Origin of the sequence: Nesterenkonia halobia, assembly GCF_039536005.1 — a bacterium.
Taxonomy (GTDB): domain Bacteria; phylum Actinomycetota; class Actinomycetes; order Actinomycetales; family Micrococcaceae; genus Nesterenkonia; species Nesterenkonia halobia.
Window position 1 is genome coordinate 20,949 of the sequence record NZ_BAAAYG010000005.1, and the last position, 15,582, is coordinate 36,530.

General features: G+C 72.2%; 18 protein-coding genes and 1 tRNA gene. 11 read left to right on the forward strand and 8 right to left on the reverse strand.

What is annotated here, in order from left to right; translation table 11 throughout:
• Positions 1-99: 99 nt before the first annotated feature.
• Positions 100-810, reverse strand: coding sequence for a response regulator transcription factor (locus ABD652_RS06610; RefSeq protein ID WP_344719502.1), 711 nt, complete (start codon positions 808-810; stop codon positions 100-102).
• A gap of 155 nt (positions 811-965) precedes the next feature.
• On the opposite strand from ABD652_RS06610, the gene ABD652_RS06615 reads away from it, so the two are divergent.
• The 4 genes from ABD652_RS06615 (at position 966) to ygfZ (ending at position 4,001) form a co-directional block, all read left to right on the forward strand.
• Entirely contained in the window at positions 966-1,805 is an 840-nt protein-coding gene (locus ABD652_RS06615; RefSeq protein WP_344719504.1) for a hypothetical protein, read from the forward strand.
• A gap of 44 nt (positions 1,806-1,849) precedes the next feature.
• Positions 1,850-1,984: a hypothetical protein gene (locus tag ABD652_RS06620; protein ID WP_255348835.1), complete on the forward strand. Its 135-nt coding sequence runs from the start codon at positions 1,850-1,852 to the stop codon at positions 1,982-1,984.
• Between the two features lie 12 nt (positions 1,985-1,996).
• On the forward strand, positions 1,997-2,614 hold the full coding sequence (locus tag ABD652_RS06625; RefSeq protein ID WP_344719509.1) for a nitrobindin family protein: 618 nt from the start codon (positions 1,997-1,999) through the stop codon (positions 2,612-2,614).
• Positions 2,615-2,696: 82 nt separating this feature from the next.
• Entirely contained in the window at positions 2,697-4,001 is a 1,305-nt protein-coding gene (gene ygfZ, locus ABD652_RS06630) for a CAF17-like 4Fe-4S cluster assembly/insertion protein YgfZ (RefSeq protein WP_486348161.1), read from the forward strand.
• Positions 4,002-4,143: 142 nt separating this feature from the next.
• Here the strand turns inward: ygfZ and ABD652_RS06635 are convergent, their stop codons facing one another.
• The 3 genes from ABD652_RS06635 to ABD652_RS06645 form a co-directional block, all read right to left on the reverse strand.
• Complete coding sequence (locus ABD652_RS06635; protein ID WP_344719511.1) at positions 4,144-4,863, reverse strand: GNAT family N-acetyltransferase; 720 nt, start codon at positions 4,861-4,863, stop codon at positions 4,144-4,146.
• Between the two features lie 109 nt (positions 4,864-4,972).
• A complete protein-coding gene (locus ABD652_RS06640) occupies positions 4,973-6,004 on the reverse strand; it encodes a 6-phosphofructokinase (RefSeq protein WP_344720443.1) in 1,032 nt (343 codons plus the stop codon).
• Between the two features lie 158 nt (positions 6,005-6,162).
• On the reverse strand, positions 6,163-7,368 hold the full coding sequence (locus ABD652_RS06645) for a pyridoxal phosphate-dependent aminotransferase (RefSeq protein ID WP_344719514.1): 1,206 nt from the start codon (positions 7,366-7,368) through the stop codon (positions 6,163-6,165).
• A 308-nt stretch (positions 7,369-7,676) separates the two neighbouring features.
• Between ABD652_RS06645 and ABD652_RS06650 the strand changes: the two genes are divergently transcribed.
• The 7 genes from ABD652_RS06650 (at position 7,677) to rplL (ending at position 12,031) form a co-directional block, all read left to right on the forward strand.
• Positions 7,677-7,749, forward strand: a tRNA-Trp gene (locus tag ABD652_RS06650).
• Between the two features lie 71 nt (positions 7,750-7,820).
• Complete coding sequence (gene secE, locus ABD652_RS06655; RefSeq protein WP_153142829.1) at positions 7,821-8,117, forward strand: preprotein translocase subunit SecE; 297 nt, start codon at positions 7,821-7,823, stop codon at positions 8,115-8,117.
• Between the two features lie 119 nt (positions 8,118-8,236).
• Positions 8,237-9,115, forward strand: coding sequence for a transcription termination/antitermination protein NusG (locus ABD652_RS06660; RefSeq protein WP_344719518.1), 879 nt, complete (start codon positions 8,237-8,239; stop codon positions 9,113-9,115).
• A 173-nt stretch (positions 9,116-9,288) separates the two neighbouring features.
• Entirely contained in the window at positions 9,289-9,720 is a 432-nt protein-coding gene (gene rplK / locus ABD652_RS06665; RefSeq protein WP_153142832.1) for a 50S ribosomal protein L11, read from the forward strand.
• Positions 9,721-9,801: 81 nt separating this feature from the next.
• Positions 9,802-10,509, forward strand: a complete 708-nt coding sequence (rplA, locus tag ABD652_RS06670; protein WP_153142833.1) for a 50S ribosomal protein L1 — start codon at positions 9,802-9,804, stop codon at positions 10,507-10,509.
• Positions 10,510-10,985: 476 nt separating this feature from the next.
• On the forward strand, positions 10,986-11,504 hold the full coding sequence (rplJ, locus tag ABD652_RS06675) for a 50S ribosomal protein L10 (protein WP_010524233.1): 519 nt from the start codon (positions 10,986-10,988) through the stop codon (positions 11,502-11,504).
• 140 nt (positions 11,505-11,644) lie between these two features.
• Positions 11,645-12,031 (forward strand): 50S ribosomal protein L7/L12, encoded by a 387-nt coding sequence (gene rplL / locus ABD652_RS06680; protein ID WP_344719526.1) that lies wholly within the window; start codon positions 11,645-11,647, stop codon positions 12,029-12,031.
• A 122-nt stretch (positions 12,032-12,153) separates the two neighbouring features.
• Here rplL and ABD652_RS06685 read toward each other — a convergent pair whose 3' ends face one another.
• The 4 genes from ABD652_RS06685 to ABD652_RS06700 form a co-directional block, all read right to left on the reverse strand.
• Complete coding sequence (locus ABD652_RS06685; RefSeq protein WP_344719529.1) at positions 12,154-12,675, reverse strand: SRPBCC family protein; 522 nt, start codon at positions 12,673-12,675, stop codon at positions 12,154-12,156.
• Positions 12,672-13,358: a DUF899 family protein gene (locus ABD652_RS06690; RefSeq protein WP_344719533.1), complete on the reverse strand. Its 687-nt coding sequence runs from the start codon at positions 13,356-13,358 to the stop codon at positions 12,672-12,674. Before ABD652_RS06690 ends, ABD652_RS06685 begins: the two co-directional genes overlap by 4 nt.
• Positions 13,359-13,542: 184 nt before the next feature.
• Positions 13,543-14,049: a hypothetical protein gene (locus ABD652_RS06695; protein WP_344719536.1), complete on the reverse strand. Its 507-nt coding sequence runs from the start codon at positions 14,047-14,049 to the stop codon at positions 13,543-13,545.
• Positions 14,049-15,509, reverse strand: coding sequence for a PspC domain-containing protein (locus ABD652_RS06700; protein ID WP_344719538.1), 1,461 nt, complete (start codon positions 15,507-15,509; stop codon positions 14,049-14,051). Before ABD652_RS06700 ends, ABD652_RS06695 begins: the two co-directional genes overlap by 1 nt.
• Positions 15,510-15,582: the final 73 nt, after the last annotated feature.

Sequence of the window (15,582 nt, forward strand, 5' to 3'; positions counted from 1 at the left end):
CCGTGGGGCCCGCCTCCGGCGTGGCCGAGCCCGGAGCATCCCCGGGGACGAGCCGGCGTCGGACCAGGCGTCGGAGCAGGCGCCGGACCAGGCGTCAGGTCAGGCCTGCGGCTCGTCCTCGCTCGCGGCGACCTCACCGTCCTCCGGCTCCTGGTCGGCGCGGGAGACCACCAGGCGGTAGCCGACGTTGCGGACGGTGCCGATCAGCGACTCGTGGTCGGGCCCCAGCTTCGCGCGCAGCCGACGGATGTGGACGTCGACGGTGCGGGTGCCGCCGAAGTAGTCGTAGCCCCAGACCTCGTGCAGCAGCCGGTCCCGGGTGAAGACGTGGCCGGGGTGCAGCGCCAGGTGCTTGAGCAGCTCGAACTCCTTGTAGGTGAGATTGAGCAGTCGGCCGTCGATGGTGGCCATATAGGTGGTCTCGTCGATGGTGATCCCGCCGGCGCGGATCTCGTCGGCGTGGCCCTCCTCGGCGGCCTCGACGGCGCCCATCCGGATGCGCGCGTCGATCTCTCCGGGGCCGGCCTCGGCGAGCACGAAGTCGTCGACCTGCCAGCTCTCGTTCAGCGTGGGGAGCCCCGCTTCGGTGACGACGGCGACCACCGGGGCGGCCGTCGACTGCCGCACCAGCTGGCAGAGCGAGCGGGCGTGGGCGAGCTGGGTGCGCGCGTCGACCAGGGTGATGTCCGCGCGGGGAGCGCGCACGATGCTCGAGGCCTCGGCGGGGAAGACCCGGACCCGGTGGGTGAGCAGCTCCAGCGACGGCAGGGCGTCCTCGGGGGTGTCGGTGAGCAGCAGCACCTGGGCCATCCGTGGTCTCCCCTGTCCTCGCGTCGTCTCCTCGGCCGGAGGGCGGCGACATCACGGGCCGGCGGGCCTGGCGCCGTCGTGCCGCACGGATCGAGTATAGCCGCGCCGTCGCCGGACCGAGCCGCGTCGCGTCGGCTCTGGCAGGATGGTCTGCTGTGAAACACCTCCCCGTGGCCCTCTCCGGCCTGCTCTCCGCGGCGGCGCTGCTGGCCTCCTCCTTCGCCGGCGCGCCGGTGCTCGCGGCGGTGGTCTGCCTGATGTGCCTGGTCGTCTCGCTGGGCTGGCCGCAGCTGATGGGCGTGGCCGCGCGCCGCTCGCTCGCGGCGGTCATCCTGGGCGCCGGCGTCGTCGCCGCGCTCGGCGCGGCCGTCGTCTCGGCGGTCGAGTCGCTGTTCTTCTGGTCCTCGGTGGCGCTGGCCTTCGGGGTGATGGCCATCTTCGTCATCCAGGTCGTCCGCGGCACCGGACGGCCCCACCGGATCGAGTCGACGATCGGCGCCTCCTCCGGCGTGGTGGTGACGACGACGGCGGCCGGCTGGGTGGCCGGGCTGCGGTATCCCGCCGAGCTGGTCGGCGTCGGCGGCGACCGCACCGGACTGGTGCTCATCCGCAGCCCGCTGCCCTACGAGGACTGGGGCGTGCTCGGCGTCACCGGCGCCTCCGGCGAGCTGACCGTCGTCGGCCTGGCCGCGCTGGCGCTCTGCGTCGCGGTGCTGCTGGCCTGCCTGCCGCTGCGCGATCTCCTCGCAGTGCCGCTGATCATCCTGGGCACGCCGGCCGCCGCTCTCGGAGTCGGCCTGGCCTGGGGCGAACTGACCACGCTCTTCTCCGTGGTGCTCGGACTGGCGGCCGGACTGCTGGTCTCGGCGATGCGGCGGCTGCTGCTGCACCGCGGCGCGCCCGCCGGGCGGATGGCCGCGCTCGCCGTCGGCACCGCCCCGGTGGCGGTGATGGGCGCGCTGGTCTTCTTCGCCGAGCGCCTGCTGCTGGTCTGACGCACGTCTGACGACGGCGCAGCCGACCCGGTAGACTCGCGGACATGGACATCGCACTGCAGAACGTCTCGCTGCTGGGACTGGAGATCTTCTTCATCGGCCTGCTCGTGCTGGTGGCTCTGGTCATCGCCGGCATCTCGCTGACCGTGATCACCCGCCTGTACAAGGGACAGCGCTGACCCGTGGCACCGATGGAGCTCCCCACCGACATCACCCCTGAGCTGGCGCCGCTGTACTGGCTGCTCGGACGCTGGGAGGGGCAGGGGCGCCTCGGCGCCGGCGAGGAGTCGGACCCGATCTTCACCCAGCGGGTCACCTTCCGCGACTCCGGGCTGGAGTTCGTCGAGTACCGCGCGCAGAGCTGGCTCTCCGACGCGGACGGCACGCGGCTGCGCCCGCTGAGCGTGGAGACCGGCTTCTGGTCGCTGCATCGCCCGCGCGCCGACGCCGACGTCGGCCCCGGGCTGGATCCCGCCGACGTGGTCCCGGCCTATAAGACCGCCTCCGAGGTCGAGGAGCTGGCCGTCGACGACAGCACCTACCCGATCACGGCGACGATCGCGCATCCGGGAAGCCTCACCGAGCTCTACACCGGGCGCATCAAGGGCCCGCAGCTGCAGCTGGCCACCGACGGCGTGATGCGCGGCGAGCACGCGGCGGAATACAGCGGGGCCACCCGCATGTTCGGGCTGGTGAACGGCCAGCTCTTCTGGCGCTGGGATCTGCAGACCGTCGACGGCGAGGCCGTCCCGCACGCCTCGGCGGTGCTGGACCGCATCGCCTCCGCCTCCGAGGTCGACGGCGTCTGATCCCGACGCCGCGCGTCGGCGTCCCGTAAGGATGCCCGGCGCCGGATCCGCTGGCGACGAGCCCACGATGTCAGGAGCGCTGGTGACCGACACCGAGACCCCGCCGACCGACCCCGCCGGAGAGCATGCCGAGGAGCACGCCGGCGACCGTCCCGGCCAGGAGCGCTCGCCGCTGCTGGACCGCCGCGGCGCCGTCGCCGCCGAGGCCGAGGACGCCGCCGTCGCGGCCCACTACGGTGATCCGGTGCGCGAGCAGCGTCGGCTGGAGGCCGGTCAGGCCGTCGTCGACCTCTCCCACCGCTCGGTGGTGACCGTCTCCGGCCCGGACCGGCTGTCCTGGCTGACCACGCTCTCCTCGCAGCAGGTCTCCTCGCTGGCCCCCGGCGAGTCCACCGAGCTGCTGCTGCTCGACCTCTCCGGACGCATCGAGCACGACGCCGCCGTCGTCGACGACGGCGCCACGACCTGGCTGATCACCGAGAACACCCACGGCGGCGTGCTCGCCGCGTGGCTGGAGTCGATGAAGTTCATGCTCCAGGTCGAGATCGTCGACCGCACCGGCGACTGCGCGGTGCTCGGCTCCGTGGCCGCGCCGCCCGAGGAGCTGCCCGGCGAGGTCGTCCGCTGGCAGGACCCGTGGCCGCGGCTGGGGCCGGGAGCGGCCAGCTATGCCGCCGTCGAGGAGGCCGAGCACCCCGGGGCGGACTGGTCCTGGCACCTGACGGTCGTCGCCCGCGAGCAGCTCGCCGCCGCCGTCGAGGCCCTGGAGACCGGAGCCGCCTGGAGTGTGGCCGGCGTCCACGCCGCCGAGGCGCTGCGCGTGGCCGCCTGGCGTCCGCGGCTGGCCCGCGAGGTCGACGAGAAGGCCATCCCGCACGAGCTGGACCTCATCCGCACGGCGGTGCATCTGGCCAAGGGCTGCTACCGCGGCCAGGAGACCGTCGCCCGCGTGCACAACCTGGGCCATCCGCCGCGCCGGCTGGTCTTCCTGCAGCTCGACGGCAGCGAGCACACGCTGCCGGCGGTCGGCTCGGACGTGCTCGCCCCGCGCGGGGCGACGGATCCGGAGACGCTGGCCGGCGAACGGGCCGTGGGCCGGGTGACCTCCACGGCGCGGCACCACGAGATGGGGCCGATCGCGCTGGCGCTGGTCAAGCGCCGGGTCGACCCCGAGGCGCAGCTGGTCGTCCGCGATCCGAACCGCTCGTCCGCGACGGAGCAGGGCGACGAGGCGTCGGAGCGTGCCGAGACGGCCGAGGGCGCGGAGGCCGGGGAAGCTCCTGCGCCGAGCTTCTACGCCGCCGCCCAGGAGATGATCGTGAAGCCCGACGCCGGCCAGGTGGTGGGCCGCCCGAAGGGCGACTTCGTGCGCCCGCCGCGCCGCTGAGCGGGCCCCGCCCCGAGCGCCCCGCCGCCTGCGGCGATGACTCCGCGGCGATGACCCGGCGGCGATGACTCCGTGGGAGGTGTGGGAATGTGCGCGCATTCCCACACCTCCCACGGAGTCATCCTGTCGGTGGGCGCGGCTGTCAGGTCAGCGTGACCGTGGTGCGGGCGCCGATGTCGACGAAGCCCAGCGCGTGGGCCAGCCGACGGGAGGCCGGGGCCTCCACTGCGGCCCGCCATTGCGGGACCAGTCCGTCGACGAAGGCCTCCTCCACGGCGACGGCGCCGACGTGGGCGGCCAGCCCCCGGCCGCGATGCGCCGGGGCGGTGAGCACCCCCAGCTCGCCGAGCAGCATCTGCTGCACGCGGCGTCCGGCAGCGGTCAGCGGGGTCCCGTCGGACTCGTCGACCAGCGTCGCGGCCCACTCGGCCGCGGGCAGCCCGGAGGCGGCGACGTCGTCGGCCGGGGAGGCCTCCAGGAGTGCGTGCACCGGCTCCGGCTCGAAGGAGATCGCGCCGGAGGCCACCGGCGAGGGCGGCACCTCGGGCGGCTCCTCGCTGCACAGCAGGAAGGTCTCGCCGGCGATGCGCGCGCCGGGGTGCTCGGCGGCGGCCAGCGCCAGCAGGCGGGTCTCGTCGGCCAGCTGCTCGTCGGGCACGGAGCGGGCGCGGTCGAGCAGCGGTTCCGGTCCGGAGAGCACGGCCCGGTCGAAGAGCCGCGTGAAGGAGAGCGACGCGGCGTCGTCGTCGACGACTTCGAGGCGCAGCCCCGGGTCGCCGCGCTCGAGGTCGAAGTCGTCGAGCTGCAGGGTGCGCGCCCAGGCCAGGCGGATGATCTGGCGGGTGTGCTCGGTCAGCGGCATGACCTCCACCCTACGCGTCCGATGCACGCAGAATGACCCCGTGGGAGGTGCGGGAACGCGCGCGCATTCCCACACGACCCACGGAGTCATCACGGCGGGGGAGCGGGCCTCAGCGGCCGAAGAGGATCTGAGCCTCCTCGTAGCGCTCGGCCGGAACCTCCTTGAGCCCGTCCAGGGCCTCGGCGAGGTCGACCTTGACGATCTCGGTGCCGCGCAGCGACGCCATGTGGCCCCAGGCCTCCTCGTGCACCAGATCCAGCGCGCGCATGCCGAAGCGCGTCGCCAGCACCCGGTCGTAGCCGGTGGGGTTGCCGCCGCGCTGGATGTGGCCCAGCGTCGTGCTGCGGGTCTCGATGCCGGTGCGCTCCTCGATGCCTCCGGCCAGCCACTGGCCGATGCCGCCCAGCCGGGGCCGGCCGTCGGCCTCGCGGCCCTTGTCGGCGACCGCCTCCTCGGTGCCCTCCGGGATGAAGCCCTCGGCCACGACGACGAGCGGCGAGCGGCCGCGGGAGTGGACCTGCTCGACCCACTCGGTGACCTGTTCCATGCCGACGCTCTGCTCCGGGATGAGGATGGCGTGGGCGCCGGCGGCCATCCCCGAGTGCAGGGCGATCCAGCCGACGTGGCGGCCCATGACCTCGGCGACCATGCAGCGATGGTGGGACTCGCCGGTGGTGCGCAGCCGGTCCATCGCATCGGTGGCGATGGAGATCGCGGTGTCGAAGCCGAAGGTGTAGTCGGTGGCCTTGAGATCGTTGTCGATGGTCTTCGGCACCCCGACCACCGGCAGGCCGTCGGCGGCGAGCCGGCGTGCCCCGGCGAGCGTGCCCTCGCCGCCGATGGCGATGACCGCGTCGATGGCGTGCTCGCGCATGGTCGCGGCGATGTTCTCCGCGCCGCCCTGCGGGTGCTTGTACGGGTGCGTGCGGGAGGTGCCGAGGATCGTGCCGCCGTCGCGGGAGAGGCCGCGGACGTCCTGGCGCTCCAGCGCCATGTAGTCGCCCTCGATGAGTCCGCGCCAGCCGCCGCGGAACCCGACGAACTCGTCGCCGAAGCTCTTGATGCCGTGCAGCACGGCGGACCGGATGACGGCATTGAGTCCGGGGCAGTCGCCCCCGGAGGTGAGCAGGCCGATGCGCATGATGCAGCTCATCCTTCCTGTGTGTCGCGGGATGGGGAGCCTGACGCCGTCGGCAGGTGCGGATCCAGTCTAGGCGGTGCTGCTCACACTTCTCACCGTTCCCGCCGTCGGACGCGCATCCGGCGAGGTATCCGGGCGCCCGGCGGCCCGACGGCGGCTCAGGCTGCGCCGAGCAGCTCGCGGATGCGCTCCAGCCCGCGGACGAGGTCCTCGTCGCCGAGCGCGTAGGACAGCCGCAGGAAGCCGCCGGGCCCGAAGGCCTCGCCCGGGACGACGGCGACCTTGGCCTGCTCGAGGATGACCTCGGCCAGCTCCGCGGAGGTCTGCGGCGTGGTGCCGCCGATCTCGCGGCCCAGCGCCCCGCGGACGTCCACGTAGACGTAGAAGGCGCCCTGCGGAGTGGGGCAGGAGAATCCGGCGATCGCGTTCAGTCCGTCGACCATCGTCCGACGTCGCCGGTCGAAGGCGGCCTTCATCTCCTCCACGGAGTCCAGCGGGCCGGTGACCGCTGCCAGCGCGGCCATCTGCGAGACGTTGGCGACGTTCGACGTCGCGTGCGACTGCAGGTTGGAGGCGGCCTTGATGACGTCGGCGGGGCCGACCATCCAGCCGACTCGCCAGCCGGTCATCGCGTAGGTCTTGGCCACGCCGTTGAGGATCACCACCTGGTCGGCGAGCTCGTCCACCGAGGCGATCGAGGCGAAGTCGACGTCGTCGTAGGTCAGGTGCTCGTAGATCTCGTCGGTGACCACCCACAGGCCCTTCTCCGCGGCCCATCGTCCGATCTCCGCAGTGGCCTGAGGCGACTGCACCGCGCCGGTAGGGTTCGACGGCGAGACGAAGACCAGCACCTTGGTGCGTGCGGTGACGGCGGCCTCGAGCTGCTCGACGGTGACCTGGTAGCCCTGCTCCGGGCCGGCGAAGACCTCCACCGGCACGCCGTCGGCGAGCTTGATCGCCTCCGGGTAGGTCGTCCAGTAGGGGGCGGGCACCAGGACCTCGTCGCCGGGGTCGAGCAGCGTCGCGAAGGTGTTGTACACCGCCTGCTTGCCGCCGTTGGTGATCAGCACGTTCTGCGCCTCGACGGACAGGCCGGAGTCGCGGGTGGTCTTCTCGGCCACCGCCTCGCGCAGCTCGGGGAGGCCGGCGGCCGGCGAGTAGCGGTGGAAGCGCGGGGTCCGGGCGGCGTCGACGGCGGCCTCGACGATGTAGTCCGGCGTCGGGAAGTCGGGCTCTCCGGCGCCGAACCCGACCACATCCTCTCCGGCGGCCTTCATGGCCTTGGCCTTGGCGTCGACGGCGAGCGTCGCGGACTCGGCGATGGAGCCGATCCGGCGGGAGACGCGGGAGGTCGGTGCGGTCATGGAGAGGTTCCTTCCCTGGCCTTCGTGCGGCCTGCTGTCCGGGCCTTCTTCGGGGTCATGCGGCGGCGTCGTGCAGCGGGGACGTGCGTCGCGGCGCGGCCGCCGACGATGGTCAGCCTAGCGTCGGAGCGCGGCGGACTCGACCGTCGACGGGGCTGGTTTGCCGAGTTTCATCGCCGGAGCGTAGACTTGCCCATCGGTATCACGTGGGCTGGCACGGCCGTGCCGCGTTCGAGACCTGATCTGCGCCGTCTTTGCGCCGGTGAGGTTCGATGCGAGAATGGTCGGTGCGGGTCCGTGGGATCCCTAGGGCAGTGGCGCAATTGGTAGCGCAACGGTCTCCAAAACCGTAGGTTGCAGGTTCGAGTCCTGTCTGCCCTGCGCTGAGCGTCGTCGTGACCCGGTCACGGCGATCAGCATCGCACCGAGTTCTTCGACCAGATGGAGCCCCCGTGTCCCAGACGCCGTCCACCGAAGTCCAGGGGTCCTCCCCGGACGGAGGAGGCCCCCGGGGTCCGTTCGGCAGGATGTGGCTGTTCCTCCGCCAGGTCGTCGACGAGCTCAAGAAGGTGGTCGTCCCCACCCGGCGCGAGCTGACCAACTACACGCTGGTCGTGCTGGTGTTCGTGATCGTGGTGATCCTCATCGTCACGGGGCTGGACTGGCTGTTCGGCACCGGCGCCGACTGGCTGTTCGGCGGCGGCGACGCCTCCGCCGCGGCGGCCGGGGAGGGCGCAGTCGGCGAGTGATCCGCACGGGTCGCCCGTCGGCCGGACGACGGATGACCGCAGTGACATGACGAAGCGGCCGACGGATCCCCTGCAGCGCAGCGGGCCTGAGGCACGCACCACGCAGAGCAGGAGACGCAGTGTCTGATCAGGAACGTTCGCAGCAGGCCGAGGCCGAGGCCCCGGAGGCCGGCGTCGAGGAGACGACCGAGTTCGCCCCGGAGGACGCGGCCGACTCCGCCGAGGTCGAGGCCCCTGCCGCGGAGGACGCCGGCGACGAGGCCGACGCCGATCAGCAGGACGCCGCCTCCGCGCAGGACGGCGAGCAGGCGGGCGACCAGGCCGACGACTCGGCGGAGGAGCCGGCCGAGGAGGAGAAGACCTGGGAGCAGCGCGCCGAGGAGCTGCGCGGCAAGCTGCGCCGCCAGCTCGGCGACTGGTACGTCGTGCACACCTACTCCGGCTATGAGAAGCGCGTGAAGTCCAATCTGGAGACGCGCATCCAGACTCAGGACATGGAGGAGCTGATCTTCGAGATCGACGTCCCCATAGAAGAGGCCGTGGAGATCAAGGGCACCCAGCGCAAGGTCGTCAATCGCGTGCGGATCCCCGGCTACGTGGTCGTGCGCATGGAGCTCACCGACGCCTCCTGGGGCGTGGTGCGCCACACCCCAGGAGTCACCGGATTCGTCGGCAACGCCTACGACCCGCACCCGCTGACCCTCGACGAGGTCTTCGACATGCTCGCCGAGCACCGGCTGGGCCGTCCGGACGCCCCGAAGGCGGCGGAGTCCGGCGCGGGCGAGTCCGGCGGCGCCGCCCCGACCGCCCCCGAGGGCGTCACCGTGGACTTCGAGATCGGCGAGTCCGTCACCGTCAACGACGGCCCGTTCGCCACGCTGCCGGCCACGGTCTCCGAGATCCACCCGGACAGCCGCCAGCTGGTCGTGCTGGTCTCGATCTTCGAGCGCGAGACTCCGGTGACGCTGAACTTCAGCCAGGTGGACAAGGTCTACTGATCCCCCGCCCCGTCGCCGACGCCGGGGACGGACGGACACATCCGAATACAAGCTTCGACGACGCCGATGGCTTTGGTCGGCGTCGTCGTGCGGTCATCACGCCAGGGTGGCCACCCCCTCTGCTCACGCTCCTGTGGCAGCAGGGACACCGAACGAACGAAGGACGCTGAGACATGGCCCCGAAGAAGAAAGTCGCCGGCCTGATCAAGCTGCAGATCGAGGCGGGTGCCGCCAACCCGGCACCGCCCATCGGTCCCGCGCTGGGTCAGCACGGTGTCAACATCATGGAGTTCTGCAAGGCTTACAACGCCGCGACTGAGTCGCAGCGCGGCAATGTGATCCCTGTGGAGATCACGGTCTACGAGGACCGCTCCTTCACCTTCATCACCAAGACTCCGCCGGCCGCCGAGCTGATCAAGAAGGCCGCGGGCGTGAAGAAGGGATCCGGCGAGCCGCACATGCAGAAGGTCGGCTCCGTCAACCTCTCCCAGGTCGAGGAGATCGCTCAGACCAAGATGGAGGACCTGAACGCGAACGACCTCGAGTCCGCCACGAAGATCGTGGCCGGCACCGCCCGCTCCATGGGCATCACGGTCGAGAGCTGATCCAGCCTCCGACCGGCGAACAACTGTGGGAAGGATCGCGCGCGGTCCGTCACACCACACCTGCTAAGGAGAACACCGCAGATGGCAAAGCGCAGCAAAGCATACCGGGCAGCCGCTGAGAAGGTCAGCGAGGACGCCCTCTACACCCCGGTCGAGGCCGTGAAGCTGGCCAAGGAGACCAACCCGTCCAGCAAGGATGCCACCGTCGAGGTCGCGTTCCGGCTGAGCGTCGACCCGCGGAAGGCCGACCAGATGGTCCGCGGCACGGTGAACCTGCCGCACGGCACCGGCAAGACCGCCCGCGTGGTGGTCTTCACCCAGGGTGACAACGCGGCCAAGGCCGAGGAGGCCGGCGCCGACTTCGTGGGCGGCGACGAGCTCATCGCCCAGGTCGCCGACGGCTGGACCGACTTCGACGCCGCCGTGGCCTCGCCCGACATGATGGGCAAGGTCGGCCGGCTCGGCAAGGTCCTCGGCCCGCGCAACCTGATGCCGAACCCGAAGACCGGCACGGTGACCCCCGACGTCGCCAAGGCCGTGGGCGACATCAAGGGCGGCAAGATCGACTTCCGCGTCGACAAGCAGGCGAACCTGCACTTCATCATCGGGCGCACCAGCTTCGACGACCAGCAGCTGGCGGAGAACTACGCCGCCGCGCTGGACGAGGTGCTGCGGCTGAAGCCGTCGTCGTCGAAGGGCCGCTACATCCAGCGCGCCGCGATGACCACGACCTTCGGCCCGGGCATCCAGGTCGACCCGAACGTCACCAAGGTCGTCGCCGAGGCCTGATCCTCGCCCGACCCGCCGGCTCCGCCGACGTCCGCGCTGAGGCCCGATTCCCCGACAGGGGGCCGGGCCTCAGTCGTCTGCGGGGCCGGCGTCGCTCCCGCTCAGCAGGCTCGCCGACGTCCCGCTCCCGGGACGCTTCGAGGGTGACTTGAGGGTGATTTGAGGGTCCGGGGGCGGTCCTGTAGAGTATCCACTGACCAAAGACCGCCGGTCGTTGTCGCCAGGGGAGCCAGTGGCACTGGATCCCCGAGGTCGCTGGGAGTGATCCCGGAGCATGGCGCAACTGTAAAGACCCGTTCGGGCGACCTGCGCAGGTGCATTCCAGCCATTCCTGACCCGTGGGGGTCGTGCGTCTCCAGGACGTGCCGCGCCCCGGGCGGAGGAGTGAGCCCCGTGCGCTTGCGCGCCGGGGCTTTTTTCATGCCCTCAGGTTCCTCGGACGACCTTGGCCGGCTCCAGTGATCGGAAGGAGTGCCATGGCGACCCCTGAGAAGGCTGCCGCCGTCGAGGAGCTGAAGGATCTCTTCTCCTCCTCGAACGCCGCAGTGCTCACGGAATACCGCGGCCTCTCCGTGGACCAGCTGCAGACGCTGCGCCGGTCCGTGCGGGAGAACGCGCACTACGCCGTGGTGAAGAACACGCTGACCGAGATCGCGGCCGAAGAGACCGGCATCGACTCCTTCAAGGGGCAGATGGCCGGTCCGTCCGCGATCGCCTTCGTCCACGGCGACCCCGTGGACGTCGCGAAGTCGCTGCGTGACTTTGCCAAGAAGAACCCTCAGCTGATCGTCAAGGGCGGCTACATGGATGGCGCCACCCTCGACGCTGAGGACGTCCAGAAGCTCGCGGATCTTGAATCCCGTGAGGTTCTGCTCAGCAAGCTGGCAGGCGCCCTCGTGGGCGTCCAGTCCAAGGCCGCCTCGCTGTTCGAGGCTCCGCTGTCGAAGGCCGCACGCACGGTCGAGGCGCTGCGGGCCGACCAGGCCGGCGAGTGAGCTGAGTACGACTGGTCGCAGGACCCCGGCGGCGTACCGGGAAGCGACCGCGGCCGTGACCCACGGCTGAGACCACCGAGATCCGCAGGCGTCGGAGCCGTCGAGGCTCGACGCGAATGAAGACGAGAAGGAGCGCCACCATGGCGAAGCTGAGCAACGAAGAGCTGATCGCGCAGTTCAAGGAGATGACCCTGATCGAGCTCTCCGAGTTCGTGAAGGAGTTCGAGGAGACCTTCGACGTGTCGGCCGCCGCCCCGGTCGCCGCCGTCGGTGCTGCCCCGGCCGGCGGCGAGGCCGCCGAGGAGGAAGAGGAGCAGACCGCGTTCGACGTCATCCTGGACGACGCCGGCGACAAGAAGATCGGCGTCATCAAGGAGGTCCGCGGCCTGACTTCGCTCGGCCTGAAGGAGGCCAAGGAGCTGGTCGACGGCGCGCCGAAGCCGGTGCTCGAGGGCGTCGACAAGGAGGCCGCCGAGAAGGCGAAGGAGACCCTGGAGGGCGCAGGCGCCTCGATCTCCCTCAAGTGATCACCGCCGCGTGATCCCGGGACGGCGTCCGCGTCGTCCCGCGCGTCGGCCGGACACGGCTGATGGACGGGCCCCCGCTGGAGCAGATGCTCCGGCGGGGGCCCGTCTGCGTCTCGGGGCGTTCAGCGGCCGCGATCGGCCACCCGGGACGCCAGGGCGGCCAGCGAGTCGTCGAGGAACTCGGGGCCGAAGGGCGGCAGCCCGAGCGTCTCGCGCAGCGGCTCCGGGACCGCCGACCAGTCGTAGGTCAGCGTCACCGCGGTGCCGGCCCCGGCGCCGTCGTCGTCGACGGGGGCCAGATCATAGCGCCAGGTCCAGCCGCCGGTGTCCAGCCGCCCGGCGTCGTCGTACTGACCGGGCTCCCAGGCGAGGACCCGGTCCTGGTCGAAGGCGATCACCCGATTGTCCATCCGGTAGTCGCCGCCGGCGTTCACATGGAACATATGCATGCCGAAGATCTGGCCGACGCCGGTGAGCGGCGCGGCGTCATGCGCCTCGCGCACCCAGTCGGTCGGTTCGGTGTGCTGGTGCTCGGCCGGATCGGCCAGCACGGCGAAGACCGCCGCGGGCGGCGCCTTGAGGGTCCTGCTGCGACGCATCCGAGCGGCCTCGGCGGCCGAAGCGTGCGGGGAACCGGTGGTCATCGGGACTGTCCTCCGTAGGTCGCGGCGAGGGTCTGCGCATCGGGCCACCGGCTGTAGGCGGGCGACTGCGGCCAGCCGGCGGGGGAGTCCTGCCACTCCTCCTGGCGGCCGTAGGGCAGAGTGTCGATCAGCCCGAAGGTGTGCGACAGCTGCTCCAGACCGCGGTCGGTGGTGTGCCAGGTGCGGTACACGGTGTCGCCGTCGCGCAGGAACACGTTGATCGCGAACTGGCCGCCGGGCGGGGCGCCGACGTCGGCGCCGAAGCTGCTGCCGGCGGTGGAGTACCAGGGCATCCTGTTGCCGACCTTCTCCCGGTAGGCCAGCGCGGCGTCGATCTCTCCCTGGGTCACCACCACGAAGCGCGCGTCGTAGGCGGCGCGGAACTCCAGCCGGGTGAACTGGGAGCTGAACCAGGTGCACCCGGGACACTGCCATTCCTCGTCGGGGAACCACATGTGGTGGTAGGTGATCAGCTGCGCGGCGCCGTCGAAGATCTCGGCCAGCGGAACCGGTCCGTCGGGCCCGGTCAGCGTGTACGGCGGCATCTCCACCATGGGCAGCCGGCGGCGCTGCGCGGCGATCGCGTCGAGCTCGCGGGTGGCCGCCTTCTCCCGGGCGCGGAGCGTCTCGAGCTCCCGGCGCCAGGTCTTCTCGTCCACCGCACGAGGCACGGACGGACTCATCGGTCTCACTCCCTCGGGTCGCCCGGCACGGGTGCGCCGGCGGATCTGCAGAGTAGGCCTCGGCGGCGCGCCGGAGTCAAGGGTCCGCGGCGAGCGCCGGACATGAGGCCCGGCGGAGGAGCGCGGCGGAGGAGCGGGACGGTGCGGAGCGGGATTCTCAGGAGCGCGGCTGTGCGGAGCGCGGTCAGAGCCGCCGACGTCGGCGCGGTCGCAGCCCGGTGACCACCAGCGCCAGCCCGCCGAGCGTGCACAGCCCGAGCGCCATCAGCAGCGGGTCGAACACGACGCCGAACACCAGGGCGGCGAGGCACCACAGCGCCAGCATCAGGCAGACCGCGCCCAGGAGGAGCTGGCCGATGCGCGGCCCGCCGCTCGAGGACGCGGCCGACGAGCCGATCGGAGCCGGCGCCGCGGAGCTCGTCGGCGAGACGGTCCGGCTCGCCGACGCCGCCGCGGGGCTCTGCTGCTCCACGCGCTCGAACCACCGCGGCTTCCGCTCCGGCTCCTTCCAGGTGAAGTGCTCCTCGCTCTCGGCGCGCAGCGTCTCGGCGAGCAGCGAGTCGACGTCCTCGGGCTCGCGGGGCGGCGGCGTCGTGGTCCGCGGGTCGCCGGAGCGGCTCGAGCTGCCAGCGCCGCCGGAGCCGCTCGAGCCGCCGGAGCCCGTCGTCTCGTGCTGCGGATTCGTCGTCATCAGAGGGTCACCTCTCCATCGGGGCGGGGCGCCGCGGCCGCCTCGGGGTCCGCGGCGGCATAGCTGGAGGCGTCATAGAGCGTGGTCGAGCCGAAGGCCGACTGCACCGTCAGCCGGATCTCCAGCGACGCGTCGGCCGGGCCGAAGCGATGCTCGCCGGCGTCGAGCCCCGCGATGCGGCGCTCGTCGTCCTCCATCTCCACGGCCAGCGAGCCCAGAGCCTGCCGGGACTCCAGGACGACGGCGGCTCCGTCCGGGACGACGACGTCGTTGCTGGCGAAGGCGGTGTTCAGCGAGGCCTCCACAGTGCCCTCCTCGCCCTGCAGATGCCGCAGATCCATCGTGGAGTTCGAGAAGGCCGCGTTGAGCGCGTCCTCCTCGGTGATGCTGTTGCTGAAGGCCCGGTAGGCGCCGTCGGAGCGCGGGGCGTCCGCCGCGCCCTGGTGGACGGCGAAGACCAGCAGCATCGCCGCCGTCGCGAGGACCAGCAGGCCCCCGCGGCCGCGGCGGCCGCGCAGCGCGGCGACCAGGTGGCCGACGGCCAGCAGCGCCACGATGCCGATCAGGCCGGCGAGCACCAGGGCGGATCCGGGGAAGCCCAGGGCGTCCCCGGCCAGGCCCAGCAGGATCAGCCCGGGCACCACCAGCAGCACCAGACCGAGGGTCACCCGGAGACGGCGCCGCTCGGCCTCGCGCTCACGCAGGGCGCGCGCCGAGGGCGCCGCCGCCTCGTGACAGCCTCCGGGCCGGCGCGCGTCGTCGGTCGCCGGGGCGGGCGCAGCCGCTCCGGTCGACGCCGTCTGCGCCGGGTCGCCCGGACCGGCCGCGTCGGCCGAGGGTGCGGAGTCCTTCGGGAACCACGCCGGGCGGCCGTCCTCACGGGCGGGGGACGAGCGCCCGGCCCGGGCTTTTCCCGCGGCGTCGCCGCCCTGGGGATCCGCCGCGTCCCCGGCGTCGTCGCTCCGGCGGCTCCGGCGTCCGCGGTGTCCGCGACGTCCGCGCGTCGTCGCGACCACGAGAGCGACGACCACGGCGATGATCACCACGTTGGCCAGCACGGCGAAGGGTCCGGCCAGATTCAGCGGGGTGATGACGTTCAGCGCGCCGAGCACCGCCAGCAGCGCGCCGACGACGAATCCGCCGGTGACGTCGCCGCGGATCGCCCGCTGGGCCGGGATCCGCTCCCGGTGGTCCGGCAGCAGGATCCAGGCGAGGCCGTAGAGCAGGAGCATCGGCGAGAAGAAGAGCAGCGCGGCGAGGACGCCGAGGCCGCGCACCAGCGTCGGATCCCAGCGCAGCCGGCGGGCGACCAGAGCCATCACGCCGCCGATCCAGCCCTCCTCGGGGCGCTGCAGGCCGGTGGCGCGGAGCCGGTCGAAGAGCCGCCGTCCTGCTTCGGGCTCGGACGTCCGGCCCGGCTCCCGCCGGGCGTCGTCATCAGGTCGAGTGGTCGAATCCATGGCTCCAGCATCCTCCGGCGCCGCGCCGCGCGCTATCGGGGATCGCCCTGAGCCGACCCTGAATCGCCTCCGG

Excerpts from the sequence above, each read along its gene's own strand:
- rplJ (WP_010524233.1), top strand. The coding sequence starts at position 10,986 with ATGGCGACCCCTGAGAAGGCTGCCGCCGTCGAGGAGCTGAAGGATCTC.
- ABD652_RS06620 (WP_255348835.1), top strand. The coding sequence starts at position 1,850 with ATGGACATCGCACTGCAGAACGTCTCGCTGCTGGGACTGGAGATCTTC.
- ABD652_RS06610 (WP_344719502.1), bottom strand. The coding sequence starts at position 810 with ATGGCCCAGGTGCTGCTGCTCACCGACACCCCCGAGGACGCCCTGCCG.
- ABD652_RS06690 (WP_344719533.1), bottom strand. The coding sequence starts at position 13,358 with ATGAGTCCGTCCGTGCCTCGTGCGGTGGACGAGAAGACCTGGCGCCGG.
- ABD652_RS06635 (WP_344719511.1), bottom strand. The coding sequence starts at position 4,863 with ATGCCGCTGACCGAGCACACCCGCCAGATCATCCGCCTGGCCTGGGCG.
- rplL (WP_344719526.1), top strand. The coding sequence starts at position 11,645 with ATGGCGAAGCTGAGCAACGAAGAGCTGATCGCGCAGTTCAAGGAGATG.
- ABD652_RS06685 (WP_344719529.1), bottom strand. The coding sequence starts at position 12,675 with ATGACCACCGGTTCCCCGCACGCTTCGGCCGCCGAGGCCGCTCGGATG.
- ABD652_RS06700 (WP_344719538.1), bottom strand. The coding sequence starts at position 15,509 with ATGGATTCGACCACTCGACCTGATGACGACGCCCGGCGGGAGCCGGGC.
- ABD652_RS06695 (WP_344719536.1), bottom strand. The coding sequence starts at position 14,049 with ATGACGACGAATCCGCAGCACGAGACGACGGGCTCCGGCGGCTCGAGC.
- rplK (WP_153142832.1), top strand. The coding sequence starts at position 9,289 with ATGGCCCCGAAGAAGAAAGTCGCCGGCCTGATCAAGCTGCAGATCGAG.
- rplA (WP_153142833.1), top strand. The coding sequence starts at position 9,802 with ATGGCAAAGCGCAGCAAAGCATACCGGGCAGCCGCTGAGAAGGTCAGC.
- ABD652_RS06645 (WP_344719514.1), bottom strand. The coding sequence starts at position 7,368 with ATGACCGCACCGACCTCCCGCGTCTCCCGCCGGATCGGCTCCATCGCC.
- ABD652_RS06640 (WP_344720443.1), bottom strand. The coding sequence starts at position 6,004 with ATGCGCATCGGCCTGCTCACCTCCGGGGGCGACTGCCCCGGACTCAAT.
- ABD652_RS06625 (WP_344719509.1), top strand. The coding sequence starts at position 1,997 with ATGGAGCTCCCCACCGACATCACCCCTGAGCTGGCGCCGCTGTACTGG.